At 68.0% G+C, this 17,751-nt stretch carries 16 protein-coding genes; 14 read left to right on the top strand and 2 right to left on the bottom strand.

Features of this window, described 5'->3' with window-relative positions:
- The first annotated feature begins 306 nt into the window (after positions 1-306).
- The 11 genes from LUTJ29_RS0112980 (at position 307) to LUTJ29_RS17445 (ending at position 10,681) form a co-directional block, all read left to right on the top strand.
- Positions 307-717: a hypothetical protein gene (locus LUTJ29_RS0112980; protein ID WP_144774125.1), complete on the top strand. Its 411-nt coding sequence runs from the start codon at positions 307-309 to the stop codon at positions 715-717.
- A 17-nt stretch (positions 718-734) separates the two neighbouring features.
- The gene (locus LUTJ29_RS0112975) at positions 735-1,616 is read left to right on the top strand and encodes a type IV secretion system protein (protein ID WP_027072887.1); all 882 of its coding nucleotides are present in this window, start codon (positions 735-737) and stop codon (positions 1,614-1,616) included.
- Positions 1,613-2,380: a TrbG/VirB9 family P-type conjugative transfer protein gene (locus LUTJ29_RS0112970; protein WP_051323006.1), complete on the top strand. Its 768-nt coding sequence runs from the start codon at positions 1,613-1,615 to the stop codon at positions 2,378-2,380. The genes LUTJ29_RS0112975 and LUTJ29_RS0112970 overlap by 4 nt, the downstream gene beginning before the upstream one ends.
- Complete coding sequence (locus LUTJ29_RS17460) at positions 2,377-3,576, top strand: TrbI/VirB10 family protein (RefSeq protein ID WP_051323005.1); 1,200 nt, start codon at positions 2,377-2,379, stop codon at positions 3,574-3,576. The genes LUTJ29_RS0112970 and LUTJ29_RS17460 overlap by 4 nt, the downstream gene beginning before the upstream one ends.
- Before the next feature lie 14 nt (positions 3,577-3,590).
- Complete coding sequence (gene virB11, locus LUTJ29_RS0112960; protein ID WP_027072885.1) at positions 3,591-4,631, top strand: P-type DNA transfer ATPase VirB11; 1,041 nt, start codon at positions 3,591-3,593, stop codon at positions 4,629-4,631.
- A gap of 70 nt (positions 4,632-4,701) precedes the next feature.
- Positions 4,702-5,523 (top strand): lytic transglycosylase domain-containing protein, encoded by an 822-nt coding sequence (locus tag LUTJ29_RS18460; protein ID WP_084524875.1) that lies wholly within the window; start codon positions 4,702-4,704, stop codon positions 5,521-5,523.
- 122 nt (positions 5,524-5,645) lie between these two features.
- Complete coding sequence (locus LUTJ29_RS17455; protein ID WP_232221218.1) at positions 5,646-5,960, top strand: TrbC/VirB2 family protein; 315 nt, start codon at positions 5,646-5,648, stop codon at positions 5,958-5,960.
- A gap of 1 nt (position 5,961) precedes the next feature.
- The gene (locus LUTJ29_RS0112950; protein WP_027072884.1) at positions 5,962-6,276 is read left to right on the top strand and encodes a VirB3 family type IV secretion system protein; all 315 of its coding nucleotides are present in this window, start codon (positions 5,962-5,964) and stop codon (positions 6,274-6,276) included.
- Entirely contained in the window at positions 6,263-8,818 is a 2,556-nt protein-coding gene (locus tag LUTJ29_RS17450; protein ID WP_084524874.1) for a VirB4 family type IV secretion/conjugal transfer ATPase, read from the top strand. The genes LUTJ29_RS0112950 and LUTJ29_RS17450 overlap by 14 nt, the downstream gene beginning before the upstream one ends.
- Positions 8,819-8,834: 16 nt before the next feature.
- Positions 8,835-9,632 (top strand): hypothetical protein, encoded by a 798-nt coding sequence (locus LUTJ29_RS0112940; RefSeq protein WP_027072883.1) that lies wholly within the window; start codon positions 8,835-8,837, stop codon positions 9,630-9,632.
- Positions 9,633-9,688: 56 nt separating this feature from the next.
- A complete protein-coding gene (locus tag LUTJ29_RS17445) occupies positions 9,689-10,681 on the top strand; it encodes a type IV secretion system protein (RefSeq protein ID WP_051323003.1) in 993 nt (330 codons plus the stop codon).
- Positions 10,682-10,719: 38 nt separating this feature from the next.
- On the opposite strand, the gene LUTJ29_RS17440 is transcribed toward LUTJ29_RS17445, so the two are convergent.
- Together LUTJ29_RS17440 and LUTJ29_RS0112925 are read right to left on the bottom strand one after the other, a co-directional pair.
- Complete coding sequence (locus LUTJ29_RS17440; RefSeq protein WP_043741391.1) at positions 10,720-11,544, bottom strand: S1/P1 nuclease; 825 nt, start codon at positions 11,542-11,544, stop codon at positions 10,720-10,722.
- A 132-nt stretch (positions 11,545-11,676) separates the two neighbouring features.
- Positions 11,677-12,315: an OmpW family outer membrane protein gene (locus LUTJ29_RS0112925; protein ID WP_027072882.1), complete on the bottom strand. Its 639-nt coding sequence runs from the start codon at positions 12,313-12,315 to the stop codon at positions 11,677-11,679.
- A gap of 177 nt (positions 12,316-12,492) precedes the next feature.
- Here LUTJ29_RS0112925 and gap point away from each other — a divergent pair, with 177 nt between their 5' ends.
- From gap to LUTJ29_RS0112910, 3 genes are all read left to right on the top strand, one after another.
- Entirely contained in the window at positions 12,493-13,494 is a 1,002-nt protein-coding gene (gap, locus tag LUTJ29_RS0112920; RefSeq protein ID WP_027072881.1) for a type I glyceraldehyde-3-phosphate dehydrogenase, read from the top strand.
- 119 nt (positions 13,495-13,613) lie between these two features.
- Positions 13,614-16,364 (top strand): DUF2339 domain-containing protein, encoded by a 2,751-nt coding sequence (locus LUTJ29_RS0112915; protein ID WP_027072880.1) that lies wholly within the window; start codon positions 13,614-13,616, stop codon positions 16,362-16,364.
- The gene (locus LUTJ29_RS0112910; RefSeq protein WP_027072879.1) at positions 16,361-17,701 is read left to right on the top strand and encodes a DUF3999 domain-containing protein; all 1,341 of its coding nucleotides are present in this window, start codon (positions 16,361-16,363) and stop codon (positions 17,699-17,701) included. Before LUTJ29_RS0112915 ends, LUTJ29_RS0112910 begins: the two co-directional genes overlap by 4 nt.
- Positions 17,702-17,751: the final 50 nt, after the last annotated feature.

Genomic DNA, 17,751 nt, shown 5'->3' with positions numbered 1-17,751 from the left:
GCAGCACCGGGATAAGTTCAAGTCGCATGCCTTGGCATGCAATCGCTTGTCCCGGATGGCCGCCAGCGGCGTGCCGGGGATGCGGGACTCAGGAAGGAACCTGGTCGGACAACAAAAGGAGCTTGCACGGTCCCATTCGCTCAGAGGCGATTGCGCCTCTCCATTGTCTCGAATGAGTCCATGGCGCGCCGGTCATGCCGTGCGCGGTCGGTCTGGTCTTGCCTGATGGCAGGTCAGGTGGGGTACGTGCGCCCGCAAGTGGCGTGCAGGGGGAAGGCAGTGACAATCTCAGGACGGAACGGCGCGTTGCTGGCGATGTTGTTTGCCGGATCCATGGCGGGTTGCGCCACGCCCGAGGCGCGGGACATCGGCGGTCGCTGGGTGCCGCTGAACCGGTTCGCCGAGACTCCGCAACCGATTCCACTGCGACACGCCTACCTGTACCAGGCCACGCCAGCGGACGGGACACTCAAGTCCATGCTCGAACGGTGGGCGCGGGACGCCGGACGGGTACTGTCCTACGAGCACGACTACGACTACACGCTGCATGCGCGAGTGGCCGATATCCGTACGCATGACCTCGCCGCCGCGACAGCGGCCTTGACCTCGGCATACATCGGGCAAGGCATCAAGATCTTCATGGATGACGGCAGGATCGTGGTGGCTCGGGCCCGCGGCATGCCCATTGCTTCGCTCGACGAACTCCAATCGGATTGAGGCGGACGGGAACAGGGATGTTCGGGAAGAAGAGGGCAACGCAGGCGGTGAACGCGGTGGTCGCGCGCGGCGTGAACTACGAGCTGTCGCTTGCAGAGCGCGCAGGAAGAAGCGAGCGCCGCGCGTGGCTGGTGGCTGGTGTGGCCATGGCCATGGCCATGGTCCTGATGGCCGGCTACTTCCATCTCCTGCCGCTGAAGGAAAAGGTTCCGTACCTGGTCATGGCGGATCCCTATACAGGGACCGCGACGGTCGCGCGCCTCGTCGGCGACTTCCAGGATCCGGCGATCACGACGCAGGAGGCCGTCAACAAGAGCAACGTCGCGCAGTTCGTGCTGGCACGGGAATCGTACGATACCGGCATCATCGGACAGCAGAACTGGCGCCAGACGCTGGCGATGGCTGGCGCCCGCGTGGCGCCCGCGTTCCGTACGTTGCACGCGGAGTCGAATCCGCGGCGGCCCTACAACCAGTACGGAAACAAGTTCGCAATCAGGATCCGCATACTCAGCATTTCGCTCATTCCCGGGACGCAGGGAAGGCCTCCGCGCGGCGCGACGGTGCGCTTCCAGCGCAGCCTCTTCAACAAGCTTGACGGAAGCAGCCAGGTCATGGACGGCAAGATCGCGACCATGGAGTTCATCTACGATCCGGACCTGAAGTTCGACGAGCGGGATCGGCTGCTCAATCCGCTGGGGTTTCTCGTCACCGACTACCGGGTGGACAACGACTACGGCGTTCCGCCGGCCCCCGAGCCCGTGTTCCCTGGTCCGCAAGAGATCATCGCGCCCGGATCGCGGGGCCACGGGCACGGCGAGGGCGGTACGATCGCGCCCGCGGGTCACGTGCCCGTGGCGGGCGACGAGCCCACCTTGGCGTCGCCGGGAGGCTTGCAGTGAGCCGGGTGCTGGCCTGCGCGCTGCGCGCCGCGGCACTGGTTTGCCTCTGCGTCGTCGCCGCGATGGCGAAGGCGCAGCCGCTGGACGAGTACGCGTACGAACCGGATCGCATCTACCAGGTGCGGACCGGACTGGGCATTACTACCCAGATCGAGCTAAGTCCGCACGAGGAGATTCTCGATTACAGCACCGGCTTCAGCGCCGGTTGGGACCTGAACCGGCGCGACAATGTGTTCTACCTGAAGCCCAGGGACATCGACGTCGACACGAACCTCCTGATCAGGACCGCGGTCCATACGTACGTGCTGGAACTGAAAGTGGTCGCCACCGACTGGCGGGCGCTGGAACAGGCCAAGGCGGCCGGGGTCCAGTACCGCATCCGGTTCACGTATCCAGGAGATGCCGCTTTCGCCGTTGCAGACGATCCGGCGGAGGAGCCGTACGAGCTCAGCACGAGGCTGCAGCCCGGTCGAACCTACCACTTCGCGTACGACGTCGCGTACCGGCGCAAGGGCGCCACCTGGCTGGTCCCTTCGACGGTTTACGACGATCTGCAGTTCACCTACATCCGGATGGGCGCGCGGACGCGGTTCCCCAGCGGCAACTTCCCGGCGGTATTCGGGCGCCAGCGCGAGAACGGGGACGAGTTCATCGTCAATACGACGGTAGAAGGCGACACGATCATCGTGCACGGCACCTATCCGTATCTCGTGCTGAGGCACGGCGACGAAGCGGTGGGCCTGCGCAGGAGGAGCGAACGATGAGCGAGGCGACCGCTGGGCCCGGCGGCGGGCATGACGTGCCTCCCCACCGGAATCCATACGGGGCGCGCCACGAGGCAATGGGCGCGCCCGACCTCGACGCGTCCGCCCCCTATCTCAGCTCCACCGAGGTCCAGCGGCTGAACCGCAAGGCGCTGCTGTTCCTGTCTGGGCTGGTCGTGCTGCTGCTGGTGACGGCGGTGCTCATATTCAACAGCGCGATGTCCGACAAGCCGGTGGCGACCCCGGCGCGCGTCCAGCAGCAGCTGGTGATCCCGGAGGCCCCCGCATTGCCGGACCTGCCACCCGAGCGCACCGTTCCCGTGGCGATGGAGCCTGAATTGCCGCCACTTCCCGTCGTCCAGGACACGCCTGCTGCGGCGTCCGCGAGCGACCCGACGTGGCCGGTTGGAAGCGGGGCCCCTTCGCTGCTTGATCGTCGGAGAATCGATGTGACCGGCATACACGGTGGCGGAGACGTTGCCACCGGACCCGGCCGGGTCACGCCGGAGGAGTACGCCAGGATCATGTCGATGGAGAGCGGTCCCCCCGCCTCGCCGCCCCTGCCGGCTGCGAGCGGAGCCAGCCGGCGTTCGACCGCGCAACCGCTCTACAACCCGGACACGCTGCTGCTCCGCGGTACGTACATCCGCTGCATTCTCGAGTCGCGCATCATTACCGACGTGCCAGGCTTCACATCCTGCATCGTGACCGAGCCCGTCTACTCCGTGAACGGACGCAAGCTGCTGCTTCCACGTGGATCGAAGGTGATGGGCCGATACCAGTCGGACGCGATCGTCGGGAGGCGCGCGGCGGTGGTCTGGGACCGGATCACTACGCCCAACGGCCTGGACGTCAACATGAGCAGTCCGGGTGTTGACATGCTCGGATCAGCCGGGAACGAGGGTCACTACAGCGCGCACTGGGGGCAGCGGATCTCGTCCGCACTGATGATCAGCATGCTCAGCGATGCATTCAAGTATGCCGGCGCCAAGCACGGACCCCAATCCACGGCTTTCACTGATGGGGTCGCGGTACAGAACCCTTACGAGAGCAACACCGCCAGGACGTTGGAGCGCATGGCGAATATTGCGCTTGAGCGAAACATGGCGCGCCCGCCCACCGTGACGATCAACCAGGGCACGATGATCAACGTGTACGTTGCCCAGGACGTCGACTTCGCCGCCGTGCTGCGCTGACCGGAGAAGAATGCATGGATGGCACAAAGCCCGGAACGGTGGACATCAGCGGCGAATTCCTCGAGTACCAGTACCGGGTGCTGGGCATCGCGGAGCACCTGTCATCGCCGGACGTGACGGAGATTTGCATCAACCGGCCAGGCGAGCTCTATCTCGAGACGGTACGGGGTTGGCAGCGGGTGGAAGTCCCGACGCTCACCTACGAGCGCGCGCGGCAGTTCTGCACTTCGGTCGTGAACGAGAGCAACACTGGCCAACGCATCACCGATGCCGAACCCATGGTGTCCCTGACCTTTCCGACCGGGCAGCGGGCGCAGTTCGTGATTCCGCCAGCCTGCGATGCCAACAAGGTCTCAATCACCATACGCCTGCCGGCGCGGTCCAGCAGGACCCTGGAGCAGTACCAGGATGACGGGTTCTTCTCGGAAATCGTGCGGGACGCTGGGCAAGTCAGCGGCCAGGACCGCGAGCTCCAGGGACTGCTGCGTGCGGGCGAGTACCGGCAGTTCTTCAGCCAGGCGGTCCAGTGCCGCAAGAACGTGGTGGTGGCGGGCGCCACGGGTAGCGGAAAAACCACCTTCATGAAGTCACTGGTCAACCACATCGATGCCGGCGAGCGGCTGGTGACGATAGAGGATGCGCGAGAGCTTTTCATCCCACAACCCAACGTGGTTCACCTGCTCTACTCCAAAGGCGGGCAGAGCGCGAGCAACGTCACCGCCAAGACCTGCATGGAGGCGTGCCTGCGCATGAAGCCGGACCGGATCATCCTTGCCGAACTGCGTGGCGACGAGGCTTTCTACTTCGTCCGCAACTGCGCCTCGGGTCATCCCGGCTCGATCACGAGCTGCCATGCAGGAAGTACGGCGCAGGCCTGGGACCAGCTCGCGCTCATGATCAAGGCGTCGGCGGAGGGTTCCGGGCTCGAGTTCTCCGTCATCAAGCGGCTGTTGATGATGACGATCGATATCGTGGTGCATATCAAGGCGCATTCGGGCCGGCGCTGCATCACAGGGATCGACTTCGATCCGGAGCGGAGGATGGCGGGTCACTGAGAGGGAACGAAGATGGAAGACTGCGCGGCCGGATACTTGACGTGGCTCTGCGTGCCGGGAGGGACAGTTCATGCTGCCCGGGCTTGAGCTCGCGGCCTGCGCGGACCTGTCGGTCCCGGTAGAGGTCATGCGCCATGTCGTGCGCGTGGAGTCCGGCTTCAACCCTTATGCCATCGGCGTGGTTGGAGGACGACTCGTGCGCCAGCCGCGCAACCGCGACGAAGCCGTGGCGACGGCGAGGATGCTGGAGAAAAGAGGGTTCAACTTCTCGCTCGGGATCGCGCAGGTCAACCGGCACAATCTGCGACCGTATGGCCTGGACAGCTACGAACGTGCCTTCGACGTGTGCGCCAACCTGCAGGCCGGATCGAAGATCCTCGCCGAGTGCCACGATCGCGCCAAGGGCGACTGGGGCAAGGCATTGAGCTGTTACTACTCCGGTGACTTCAGGACCGGATTCCAACACGGATACGTGCAGAAGGTCCTCGCCACCTGGAATGGCGCGGGTCAGGACCCGCCCGGTTCGGATCCCGTTCCGCTGGCCGGATCCGGTCCGTCGCCAACGGGCCAGCGCCGTGGCCAAGCGGAACGGGCGTCGCTGCTTGAGCGCCGCATCCAGGGGCCGGCCGTGGCAGTCGATCCCGAGCCCGGTGGCGTGGCGATCGATGTGCCACAGCTCGCGACCCGGAACAGCGTGCCGGCGTTCCCGTCGGAAGCCTCGGGCCCGGTGTACCTGCAGCCACGCGGGGCGCCGCCAATGCGTCCGGTGGCGCCAGCCGCTGACGTCGTACCACCTCCTGCGCATCCGTCGCCGCCGACGGCGGGTGCCCTGCAAGGAAACTCGGCAACCAGCACGCCAACGGCGTCAAGGGACGCAGCTTTCGTGTTCTGAACGAGGTCCCGGAGCCGACGGCTCGTCGCAATCAACCAGGGAACGGAACCATGAACCATGCACATCGCATCCCCACTTCGATCTTTGCCCCGGGCAGCCTGCCCGCCAGGACCATTGCCGCCATGGTCGTGGCCATGCCGGGCCTCGCGCTGGCCGCCCCCGGCAGCGTCGATGCGGCCGGAAAGGTCAACAGCTTCTTCACCAGCATCACAGGGCTGCTCAACATCGCCTCCGTGGCCATCGTCACCATCGCGGTGATCTTCGCCGGCTACCAGATCGCGTTCAACCACAAGCGCATCAGCGATGTCGCACCGGTCTTGATCGGAGGATTCCTCATTGGTGCCGCGGCGCAGATCTCGCGCATGCTGCTCGCAGACAACGGTGGAGTCGCGTTGGAGGGGAATGGCTGGATCGGCATCGTCGGGATGATGTGCTGACATGCGCAAGGACATCGTCTTCCGTGGCTGCACGCGGCCGCCCATGTTCATGGGCGTGCCGTACGTGCCGTTCACGATCGCCGGCGGCAGCTGCCTGCTACTCGCGTTCTACATCCACCCGTACTTCATCGTCCTGCTACCAGTGGTGGTGCTCGTCATGCGGCAGATGGCCCGGCGCGACGAAATGATCTTCCGCCTGCTCGGCTTGAGGCTGAGGTTCCGCGTGAAGGTGCGGAACCGGGTCTACCACAAGGGCATGTGGGTGTTCGCCCCGAACAGCTACCGGAAAGGGTTCCGCCAACATGCCTGCCGCTGAGCCACGAAGACTTGTTGCCGACGCGCCGATTGCGGGCCTGATCCCGCTATCGTCCCATGTCTCGCGGCACGTCGTGAAGACCACGGGCGGGGACTTCCTGATGACGTGGCGATTGGACGGACTGCCGTTCGTCGGTCGGGAAGAATGGGAGATCGAGCATCGCCACGACACGTTCAACCGGATGCTCCAGTCCCTCCGCGCCCCGGACTTCGTCAACGTTGCCTTCTGGGTGCATGACCTGCGGCGGCGTGGGGGCATCGAGTCCATGGGGCGATTCGACGCCCGGTTCAACCAGGTGCTGTCGGACCATTACTTCGGCATGCTGTCGTCGCAGCGGAGCATGCGCAACGAGCTCTACCTGACAATGCTCTACCGTCCGATCGTGGTCGGGAAGCGGCTGGTTGAACGTTCGTGGGATCTGGGCGTACTCCAGGCACAGCAGGACCAGTCGGTCGCCAAGCTGATGGAGCTCGCCGGCAACGTCGAGGCCGTTCTCAAGGACTATGCCCCTGTACGGCTCGGCCTGTACGAGGCGGACAATGGGGTTGTCTTCTCCGAGGTCCTCGAGCATTTCGGATTCGTCCTCAACCGCATCGACGAACCCGTGCCTGCCCTTGCTGCGCCGGTCCACGATTACCTGGCGGTCAGTCGGCACGTCTTCTCCAGCCGGACGGGCGAGTTCCTCATCCGAACTCCGGAAGGACGAAACGTCTTCGGCGCGATCCTCAACATCAAGGAATACTGCGACGGGACCTGGCCGGGCATCCTCAACGGGCTCAAGTACCTCGACTTCGAGTACGTGATCACCCATTCGTTCAGCCCGATGGGGCGGCAGGACGCGCTGCGGGTGCTCGACCGCACCAAGGGGATGATGATCTCGTCCGGCGACAAGGCGGTCAGCCAGATTGCGGAACTCGACCACGCCATGGACCAGGTGGCCTCCGGCAGTTTCGTGCTCGGCGAGTACCACTTCGTCATGGCCCTGTATGCCGACAGCCAGGAGCAGCTGGCGCAGAACATCGCCCGTGCCCGCGCCGAACTGTCGAATGCCGGGTTCGTGTCTGCGCGCGAAGACCTGGCGGTGTGCTCTGCGTTCTATTCCCAGTTGCCCGGGAACTGGTCGTGCCGGACGCGCCTTGCCAACGTCAGCTCGCTGAACTTTCTTGGTCTTTCGCCGCTGCACAGCTTCGCCTCGGGAAAGCGTGATCGCAATCCATGGGGCGAGTGCGTGACAGTGCTTCAGACAACCAACGGACAGCCATACTACTTCAACTTCCACGCCACCCATCCTGCAGAAGATTCGCTTGATGAGAAGGCCATCGCCAATACGATGGTGATTGGAAAGTCCGGGACCGGCAAGACCGCACTCATCAACTTCCTGCTGAGCCAGGTGCAGAAGTTCGATCCGTGCCCGACGATCTTCTTCTTCGACAAGGACCGTGGCGCCGAGATCTTCGTGCGCGCTTGCGGCGGCAACTATCTGGCCCTCGAGAACGGTGCGCCCACCGGGTTCAACCCCTTCCAGTGCGAGCGTAACGAATCGAACACGCAGTTCCTGGCAGGTCTCGTGAAGGTATTGGCAGGAAAGGAGCGCTACAGCGCGCGGGAGGACGAGGACATCCATCGTGCCGTCGACGGCGTAATGGACATGCCGATGCACCTGCGGACCCTGTCCAACCTGCGAAAGAGCTTGCCCAACATGGGTGACGACGGTTTGTACGCCCGGTTGCGCAGGTGGACCGCTGGGCATGCGCTCGGCTGGGTCTTCGACAACCCGGCCGACACCATCGACCTGGAGCGAGCCAGCATCATCGGTTTCGACTACACGGATCTTATCGACAATCCGGAGGTGCGGGTGCCCGTCATCAACTACCTGCTCCACCGGCTGGAGCAGATGATCGACGGCCGTCGGTTGATCTACGTGATGGACGAATTCTGGAAGATCCTCGACGGCGGCGGCGGTCTCAAGGAGTTTGCCAAGAACAAGCAGAAGACCATCCGCAAGCAGAACGGCTTCGGGATCTTCGCCACGCAGAGCCCGGAGGACGCGCTGTCCAGCGACATTTCGGCCGCGCTGATCGAGCAGACCGCAACTATGGTGCTCCTGCCCAACCCGAATGCCTCTCGCAAGGACTACATCGATGGACTCAAGCTGACCGAGGCCGAGTTCGATGTGGTCAAGGGGCTTGACGAACGCTCCCGGACGTTCCTGGTCAAGCAGGGGCATGCGTCCGCCGTCTGCCAGCTCAACTTGCGCGGGCTGGATGACGCGTTGGCGGTGATCTCGGCGAACACCGGCAACATCGCGATCATGCACCGGATCCTCGCCGAGGTAGCCGCGAGGCAGGGTACTGTCCCGGACGGCTTGGCCCCGGACGACTGGCTGCCCTTGTTCTATCGGGAGAGGAAGGGCTCCGGTCGCACTGGTGAGCGGTCGGAGGCGAGCGAACGCAACTCGGCCCCGGGCCAATCCGGGGGTACGCCACAGGTCTCGCGCCCGCAGTTCGTCGAGGTTGGACGGTCACGAGAGTCCACAGGATGAGGATAAGGAGCTTCCGATGAGTCCGACATTCCCCAGAACTGCACTCGCCGCAGTCGCGCTCCTTCTCGGCCTGTCCCTGGCCTGCCCGGTTGCGGCGCAGACGCCCGTCACGGACGCGCTTCACATCAACACCAACCGGTTCGCCTGGGCCCAGCAGTACGCACAGATGTATCGGGACGAGACCAACCAGCTGCGCCAGATCTTCCAGCAGGTCCAGCAGCTCGAGGCGCAGCTGCGGGACATCCGCGAACAGCAGCTCGACGGCCTGAAGCCGGGGTGGGATCCGGGCCCCCGCGACACCAACATCGAGCGCCGCACGGAAGATGCGTTTCTGGGGCAGCGCTGCGGCAGTCCCTCCGGTGGTGGTCTGCTCACGCTGGTCGGAGGGGGCGGCGGGTTTGGACCCGGGCGTGTCAACGCGGCCCGGGAGAAGCAGTACGAAGCCTGCGCGAAGATGGTCCGCCTGGACAACCGCAGGCACAACTTCCTGGTGGATGTGATCGGCAAGATCCAGGACAACGACCGGGAGATCGCCAAGCTGCAGCGGGACAGTGCGAGCGCGAGGCCGGATGAGCGCGGAAGGCTCGCGCGCAACAGCAACGCGATTGAACAGCTGCAGGCGGCGCAGGCAGCGGAGATGGAGAATGCGCAGAGGCAGCTGCAGTACTACGCGCAGCAGATCGAGGCGTTGCGCAACGACATGGCGTACTACGGACGCGTGGCCTTCAGCAACAGCAGGCGGTTGGATGCCCAGCTTGTCCAGTACGGGACGCTGAAGGCGGCGCTGGAGATCGCGAGAAGCCGCGAGCGCTGATCATTACCGGCAGGCGTCGGTGGTAACCGGCGGCACATGACGGAAAGGATACCGGCATGCAACTGTATGCACAGACCATCCAGGACCTGGTGCCCGTGACGGCGGGTTTGCCAAACTTCGTGTTCTTCCACGAGATCCACGGCTTCATCGACGACGAACTGATCCACGAGTATCTGCCGAACCTCGGCCAACGCGTGATGCGGGTGCTCGGTGGAATCGGGGTGCTGGTGCTCACCTTGTGGATCATGGTGCAAGGTTTCCGGATCGTCACCGGGCAGTCGCGGGAGTCGATGATGGCGCTGGTGGTCAATGCGCTGCGGGCGACGTTCATCGTAGGCGTCGCGCTGGGGATCGGTGCCGCATTCGGTCCGATCTACGGAGCCGTGACCGACGGGTTGTCACGGACGATCAACGAGACCATGACCGGCGACGCGGATCCAGAAGGGGCCTACGCAAACGTGGACCGCAGCCTGGCGATCCTCCAGGCTGCGCTCGTGGTGGTGGACTCCGTGGACGGGACCTACGACGAAGAAACGCGTGGGCAGAAGGAGCGGTCGATGGCGATGATCACAGCCGGGCTAGGGCTCCCGGCGATCACCGCCGCCGCCGCGATCATGCTCAACAAGTTCGCGATCGGCCTGGTATTGGCACTGGGGCCGGTTTTCATCCTGTGCCTGCTGTTCGACCAGACCAAGGCCTTGTTCCACAGATGGTTGCTGTACGGAATCGGCGCCATCTTCTCGATGGCAGTGTTGACGGTGACCGTCACGCTCGCGCTGGACATGGTGATCGCCGTCGGCACTGCGTTCTGGATCAGCAACATCCTCGGCTTCGGCAGCGATGGTGAGAGTGTCACGAGCATGGCGATGCAGCAGGGGGGGCTCGGCCTGATCCTGACGACGCTGATCGTCAGTGCGCCGCCGGTCGCCGCGATGCTGTTCCAGGGCACGCTCGGCCAGTTCAGCCCGTACAACGCGTTCCAACCGCAGCCGGCGCCCGGCTCGCCGGGAAATCCGGGCGGCACGATGGCGATGCGGGGCGGAGCCTAGACGGGACGCGGAGCACGGTCGATCCGCGGAGGCTCCGGTCAGTCGGCGTCGGGGATCTCCGTGGCCGGGGCACGGGCCAGGACGGTACCCAGCAATGCGGAGAGTCGTTCGCCCGCGATCTGCACCTGCCGTTCGGCCACCGGCCGATGCTGTGCCAGGTATGCGTCCGTGATCGTGGCCCTGGGCGGGTAGGCCTCCACCGCGATCGCACACGACTGCTCGGCCCACTGCGCCGGGGTGCTGGTGTCCTGGGCGGTGGCCGGTGGCCCGTTTTCGGCCTCCTGCAGCCGTTGCAGGTAGCGCTCCTCGTCCAGCCGCGCCGACCGCAGCAGGCCGCTGTCCCACAGCGCGTGCAGGTTGGTGCCCTTGCCGTGCAGGTTGACCTGGACGTTGTTGCCGCCACGGTCGCGGGCGTTGCCGCCGTGCATGGGCTGGTGGACGTCGCCCACGAAGTGGACCACGAACTTCAGCGCCTGCAGGCGCTCGGCGTCGCTGCGGCTGCGGTCGCCGAGGATCGCGGCCTGGGCGGAGATCGCCTCCACCACGCAGTGGCCGCCCGGGCAGGCGGCGTCCGCGTCGTAACGGCAGCCCAGCTCGCCCAGGTTGACGTAGTGCCAGCGCGACGTGCGCCGGCCCAGGTCCGGATCCAGCTCGCGCAGGTTGTCGGCCCAGTTGGCGACGTCGGCCAGCGACTGCAGGCCTTCGGTGGCGAGCAGGCGTTCGACCTCGGCGCGGGTCGCCGGGTCGAGCCGGGATTCGGCCAGGCGCGCGACGAGGCGGTGGCCGAGCGGGCCCCAGGCGTGGGCGGCGGTCGGCCAGGACAGGGCGAAGGCGAGGGCGGCGAGGGCAGTGATGATGCGCATGCGCGCACTGTAGTGCGGCGGCGCGGAGGCGGCCAGTGGCGCGCCGCGGACAGCGCCGCGACGCGCGGTGGTCCCGGGCAGAAGCGCCCACGCGCGCCGGCGTGGGCGATCTCCGGCGCAGGCTGTGGCCGGTCAGAACTTCCAGACCCAGGCCAGGCCGTACACCAGCGGGTCGAGGTTGGCCTTGCCGACGTCGACGCCGTTGACCTTCACCGTGGTGTCGATGTCGGCCCAGCGGGCGTCGATGCGCAGCGCGCCGCGTTCGCCGATGGCGATGTCGATGCCGGCGTGCGCGGCCAGGCCCCAGGAATCGCCGAGCGACAGGTGGGTGCCCGACAGCGCGCCGGTGGTGTCCTCGCTGAAGAAGGTGGTGTAGTTCACGCCCAGGCCGACGAAGGGGGTGACCGCGCTGGCGTTGGCGAAGTGGTACTGCAGCGAGACCACCGGCGGCAGGTGGCGGGTGCTGCCCACCTTGCCCAGGCCGCGGATGCTGATGTCGTGCTGGAACGGCGCGGCGGCCAGCACTTCGATGCCCAGGTTGTCGCGGATGAAGTACTCGGCGGTGATGGTCGGGCGGACGCTGCTGCCCACCTCGGTCGGGGGCAGGAGGCCCAGCTCCAGGGCGGTGGCGTCGAGACGGCCGTTGTCGGACTTGGGGTCGACCGAGTGGACGCCGACGCCGAGGGTCCAGTCGCCGCGCGACTGGGCGGCGGCCGGCAGGGCGAGGGAGGCGGCGACGGCCGCGGCAAGCAGGACGGGAATGCGGGACATTGGCGTTGTTCCGTGTGTGGGGTGCGCCAAGTCTGGGCAGCCCGCGGGGCCGCGACCTTGATCAGGATCATTGCAGCCGCAACCACCGCGTGGCGGCCGCGCCGGGACCGGGCGGCCCGCGCCGGAATGCTAGAATCCCGGGCCTTGTCCCCAACCTGTTCCAGGAGTCCGCGCACCATGGCGATCAAGGTAGGCATCAACGGGTTCGGCCGCATCGGCCGCAACGTCCTGCGCTCGGCGGTCCAGAACTTCAGCGACATCCAGATCGTCGCCATCAACGACCTGCTCGAGCCCGAGTACCTGGCCTACATGCTGCGCTTCGACTCGGTGCACGGGCGCTTCAAGGGCGAGGTGTCGGTCGAGGGCAACACGCTCATCGTCAACGGCAACCGCATCCGCCTGACCCAGGAGCGCGACCCGGCCAACCTCAAGTGGGACGAGGTGGGTGCCGAGGTGGTGATCGAGTCCACCGGCCTGTTCCTGACCAAGGAGACCTGCCAGAAGCACCTCGACGCGGGGGCGAAGAAGGTCATCCAGTCGGCGCCGTCGAAGGACGACACGCCGATGTTCGTGTTCGGCGTCAACCACGACACCTACAAGGGCGAGGCGATCATCTCCAACGCCTCGTGCACCACCAATTGCCTGGCGCCGGTGGCCAAGGTGCTGCACGACAAGTGGGGCATCAAGCGCGGCCTGATGACCACGGTGCACGCGGCCACCGCCACCCAGAAGACCGTGGATGGCCCGAGCAGCAAGGACTGGCGCGGCGGCCGCGGCATCCTCGAGAACATCATTCCCTCGTCCACCGGCGCGGCCAAGGCCGTGGGCGTGGTGATCCCGTCGCTCAACAAGAAGCTCACCGGCATGTCGTTCCGCGTGCCGACCTCCGACGTGTCGGTCGTCGACCTCACCGCCGAGCTCGAGAAGCCGGCGACCTACGAGGAGATCAAGGCCGAGATGAAGGCCCAGAGCGAAGGCGCGCTCAAGGGCATCCTCGGCTACACCGAGGACAAGGTGGTGGCCACCGACTTCATCGGCGAGACCTGCACCTCGGTGTTCGATGCCGACGCCGGCATCCAGCTCGACCCGACCTTCGTGAAGATCGTGGCCTGGTACGACAACGAGTGGGGCTACTCGAACAAGTGCCTGGAAATGGTGCGCGTGGTCGCCGGCAAGTGAGCCGGCGGTAGCCGCAGGCGATACCGGAGCCCCGCCCCTGGCGGGGCTCCTTGTTTTCGGCATCCGTCCGGCTAATGTGGCCGGCGTTGCGCCTGCGCAGGGCGCGCGGGGAGGACGCGATGGAAGGACTGCTGACCCTGCTGGCGCTGGCCGTGCTCGCCATGCCGGTGCTGCTGGTCGTGGCGCTGGTGTCGGTGGCCGCTCTCCGGCGGCGGGTGCGGGAGCTCGAGGACGCCGTCGCCCGGCTGCGCGCGGGAACGGCGGACGCGGCCGCGCCGTCGCCGCAGCGCGAAGCGGTTCCCCTCTCGGCCACGGGTCGGGGCACCGTCCGGCATGCCACCGGGGCGGCCTCGGGAATCTCCGCTCCCTTCCAGGTCGAGCCGGGCGCTGCGCCGGGGCCAGGTCCGCACGTCCCGCCGCAGGAAGCCGGGCCGGCGGTGCCCCCGCCGCTGCCGCCGCGCGCCACGGCGGACCAGGGCGCCGCGGCCGCCGCCGCACGCGCCGCGGGCGCCGATAACCAGGCGCAGGCCGCCTCGCCGCGTCGGTCGCCGCACGCGGGTGCCGCGGCGGACGGGGGCGGTTCGTTCCTGCGCGCCGTCCGGCGCTGGGTCACCGTCGGCAACGTGCCGGTGAAGGTCGGCATGCTGGTGCTGCTGGCCGGCGTGGCGGCGCTGCTCAAGTACGCCAGCGACCAGGGCTGGCTGCGGATGCCGGTCGAACTGCGCCTGGCGGGCGTCGCCCTGGCCGCGATCGCGGGCCTGGCCTTCGGCTGGCGCCAGCGGCAGGCGCGTCCTGCGTTCGCGCTGGCGCTGCAGGGCGGGGCGATCGGCGTGCTGCTGCTGGTCGTCTTCGCCGCCTTCAAGGTCTACGGGCTGTTGCCGGCGACGGCGGCGTTCGGGCTGAGCATCGCCCTGGTCGCGGGGCTGTGCGTGCTGGCGGTGCTGCAGGATTCGCGCAGCATGGCGGGGTTGGGCATCGTCGCCGGCTTCCTTGCGCCCATCTGGCTGTCCACCGGCAGCGGCAACCACGTCGCGCTGTTCTCGTACTACGCGGTGCTCAATGCCGCGATCGTCGCCATCGCCTGGGTCAGGTCGTGGCGGCTGCTGAACCTGCTTGGCTTCGTGTTCACCTGGGGCATCGGCATCGCCTGGGGCGTGCTGGCCTACGCACCCGAGTATCGCGACACCACCCAGCCGTTCCTGGCGTTGTTCTTCGCCTTCTACCTGCTCCTGCCGATCCTGTTCGCGCGCCGCCAGCCGGAGGGCCGGCGGGACATGATCGACGGCTGCCTGCTGTTCGGCACGCCGCTGGTGGCGTTCTCGCTGCAGGCGGCGCTGCTCGAAGGCGAGCGCATGCCGCTGGCCTGGTGCGCGCTCGGACTGGCCGCGCTCTATGCGGTGCTGGCGTGGCTGCTGCGCCGGCGCGAGGGGTACCGGCTGCTGTCGGATGCGCATGCGCTGCTCGCGGCCGGCTTCGCGACGCTGGCCGTGCCGCTGGCGCTGTCGGCGCAGGCGACCGCGAGCGTATTCGCGCTCGAGGGCGCGGGACTGGTCTGGCTGGGCCTGCGCCAGCGCCGGAGGTTGCCGCAGGTGGCAGGCGCCGCCCTGCAGCTGGCGGCGGGCGTCTTCCACCTGCTGGCGCGCGACGAAGCGCTGGACGGCTTCGTGCGGCCGCTGCTCAACCCGGGCTTCATGGGCATGCTGCTGATCGCCCTGGCCGGGTTCGCCAGTGCGTGGACCAGCCGCGCGGCCGGCGCGTCGCGCATTGCCCTGGCGTACTACCTGTGGGGCCTGTGCTGGTGGGGCGCCAACCTCGCTCTGGAGATCGACGCCTTCGTTCCCCCCGGTGCCGCGCTGGCTGCCGGATTCGCCGCGCTGGTGCTGAGCGGGTGGCTGGCGGCCGAGGCGCATCGCGTGCGGCCCGCGCGCGTGCTGTCGGCGACGGTGCTGGTCGCGATGCTCGCGGCGGTGCCGTTCGCGCTGGCCCAGGCCGGCGAACACGGTCACCCGTTCGCCGGCGCCGGCGCATGGGCATGGCTGGCGTTTGCGGTGCTGGGGCTGCGCAGCCTGGCCTGCCTGCGCGACGACGACGCGCTGGCCGACTGGGCACAGTTCGGATGGTGGCTGGGCTGGCCGCTGGCGGTATCGCTGTCGCTGGCGTGGCTGGCCGACCGCCAGGGCTTCGGCGAGGGCTGGGAGCTGGCGGCGCTCGTGCTGCCGTGGATCGTGCTGTTCGTGCTGTCGCAGCGGCACTGGCCAGTGCTGCGGTCGCCGCGCGGCGGGGACCTCGACCCCCTGCGGCCGGTGCTGCAGGCGCTGGTGGCGGTCGCGCTTGCCCTGTGGTGGTTCGCCAGCCAGTTCGCCGCGGGCAGCGCGGCACCGCTTCCGTGGGTGGCAGTGCTCAACCCGCTCGAACTGGTGCAGGTGGGCCTGCTGGCGCTGCTGGCGCATTGGCTCTGGTCCGCGCGGGCGGCACGGCTGGAGGGCACGCGCGCGGGCCTGCTCGCGGCCGCCGGATTCCTCCTGGCGACCACGCTCACGTTGCGCTCGGTGCACCACTGGGGCGGGGTGGCGTGGGACGCCGGCCTGGCCAGCAGCGCGCTGGCGCAGGCCAGCCTGACCGTGGTCTGGAGCCTGCTCGGCGTGGCGGGATGGATCTCCGGTTCGCGCCGCGGCCAGCGCCTGCTGTGGCTGGCCGGCGCGGTGCTGATGGGCGTGGTGCTGGCGAAGCTGGTGCTGGTCGACCGCCAGCACCTGGGCGACCTGTTCGGCATCGGCTCGTTCATCGCCTACGGCCTGCTGTGCACGCTGGTGGGCTACCTCGCGCCGGCGCCGCCGCGCAGTACGACCCGCGAAGGAGCGATGGCATGAGGGCGTCCGTCCTGCTGGTGGCGTTGGGCCTGGGATTCGCGACGTCCGTGGCGGCCGGCGCAGCGGACTACGCGCGACAGTGGCCGCTGTCGCTGCCGGACGCCGAAGCCGGCCTGTACCGCGTCGAACTCGGTCCGGACGTGTACCGCGCCGCGCTCTCGCCGCGGCTCGACGACGTCGATGTCCTCGATGGGCAGGGTCGCCCGGTGCCCGCCCAGCTGCTCGCCGCGCGCGCTCCGGTGGAAGTGGCGACGGTACGCTCGTCATTGCCCTGGTTTCCCTTGCCTGGCGCCGATGCCGGTCGCGGCGGGGACCTCGCGCTCGTGGTGGAACGCGCAACCGATGGCAGCGTGGTGCGCGTGGACGTGCGCATGGACGCGGATGCGACCGCGCCGGCGGCGTCGACCAGCTGGCTGGTCGATGCGAGCGCGATGCGTGGATCCATCGACGCGCTGGTGCTGGACTGGCGCGAGGCGCCGTCGCCGCTCGAAGCCACGTTCCGCATCGAAGGCAGCGACGACCTGCGCCAGTGGCGCGTGCTGCAGTCGAGCGCGGTCCTGTTCGACCTGCATGGCGGGGGCCTGCGCCTGCGCCGCGACCGGCTGCCGGTGGGGGCGGCCGCGCGCTACCTGCGCCTGGTGCCGCTGTCGGGTGCCGGGCGGCTGGTCGTGACCAAGGTGGAGGCGGAGCGCGGCGAGGAACCGGCGCGCGTGGGGCCCGTCCAGTGGCTGGACCTGGAGGGACGACCGGGCGCCGGCCGGGACGCGGAGGCGCTCCTGTACGAACTCGACGGCCGCTTTCCCGTCGAGAGCGTCGACGTGTCGCTCGCCGCCGGCGCGACGGCGCAGTGGCGCCTGTACAGCCGCGACGAGGCCGATGCGCCCTGGGTGGAGCGCGCCGGCCCCTGGCTCGGCTTCCGGATCGGCGACGAGCGCTCACCGCCGCAGCCGCTGGCGCGCCCGCTGCGCGACCGCTACTGGAAGCTCGAGGCGATGCCGGCGCCGGCACGGCCGCCCGTGCTGCGACTGGGGTGGCGGCCGGAGTCGCTGGTGTTCGTGGCCGGCGACGCGCCGCCCTTCCGCGTGGTGGCCGGCAACGCGCGCGCCGTGCGCGGCGACGCCCCCGTCGCGAGATCGCTCGAAGCGGTGCGTTCGGCGCGTGGCGCGGACTGGCAGCCGCCGCTGGCCACGCTCGGGCAAGGCGCGCCGCTCGCCGGCGACGCCGCGCTGCGCCCGGCCCGCGACTGGACGACCTGGATGCTCTGGGGGCTGCTGGTGGCCGGTGCGGCGATGGTCGCCGCGATGGCCTTTCGCCTGCTGCGCGGCCCGCGCGACTGAGGCGATGGTGGCAGGCGCAACGTTTGCCTGCCACCTGCCGCGCGCGGACA

It is taken from the genome of Luteimonas sp. J29 (assembly GCF_000472505.1).
Lineage (GTDB): Bacteria > Pseudomonadota > Gammaproteobacteria > Xanthomonadales > Xanthomonadaceae > Luteimonas.
Note: the sequence above shows the minus strand (reverse complement) of the source record. Positions and strands in the feature narration are given on the sequence as shown.

Bases quoted from the DNA above. Each gene is read 5' to 3' on its own strand.
- LUTJ29_RS17455 (WP_232221218.1), top strand. From the start codon at position 5,646: ATGGTCGTGGCCATGCCGGGCCTCGCGCTGGCCGCCCCCGGCAGCGTC.
- virB11 (WP_027072885.1), top strand. From the start codon at position 3,591: ATGGATGGCACAAAGCCCGGAACGGTGGACATCAGCGGCGAATTCCTC.
- LUTJ29_RS0112975 (WP_027072887.1), top strand. From the start codon at position 735: ATGTTCGGGAAGAAGAGGGCAACGCAGGCGGTGAACGCGGTGGTCGCG.
- gap (WP_027072881.1), top strand. From the start codon at position 12,493: ATGGCGATCAAGGTAGGCATCAACGGGTTCGGCCGCATCGGCCGCAAC.
- LUTJ29_RS17450 (WP_084524874.1), top strand. From the start codon at position 6,263: ATGCCTGCCGCTGAGCCACGAAGACTTGTTGCCGACGCGCCGATTGCG.
- LUTJ29_RS0112940 (WP_027072883.1), top strand. From the start codon at position 8,835: ATGAGTCCGACATTCCCCAGAACTGCACTCGCCGCAGTCGCGCTCCTT.
- LUTJ29_RS17440 (WP_043741391.1), bottom strand. From the start codon at position 11,544: ATGCGCATCATCACTGCCCTCGCCGCCCTCGCCTTCGCCCTGTCCTGG.
- LUTJ29_RS0112950 (WP_027072884.1), top strand. From the start codon at position 5,962: ATGCGCAAGGACATCGTCTTCCGTGGCTGCACGCGGCCGCCCATGTTC.
- LUTJ29_RS18460 (WP_084524875.1), top strand. From the start codon at position 4,702: ATGCTGCCCGGGCTTGAGCTCGCGGCCTGCGCGGACCTGTCGGTCCCG.
- LUTJ29_RS17445 (WP_051323003.1), top strand. From the start codon at position 9,689: ATGCAACTGTATGCACAGACCATCCAGGACCTGGTGCCCGTGACGGCG.
- LUTJ29_RS0112925 (WP_027072882.1), bottom strand. From the start codon at position 12,315: ATGTCCCGCATTCCCGTCCTGCTTGCCGCGGCCGTCGCCGCCTCCCTC.
- LUTJ29_RS0112910 (WP_027072879.1), top strand. From the start codon at position 16,361: ATGAGGGCGTCCGTCCTGCTGGTGGCGTTGGGCCTGGGATTCGCGACG.
- LUTJ29_RS0112915 (WP_027072880.1), top strand. From the start codon at position 13,614: ATGGAAGGACTGCTGACCCTGCTGGCGCTGGCCGTGCTCGCCATGCCG.
- LUTJ29_RS17460 (WP_051323005.1), top strand. From the start codon at position 2,377: ATGAGCGAGGCGACCGCTGGGCCCGGCGGCGGGCATGACGTGCCTCCC.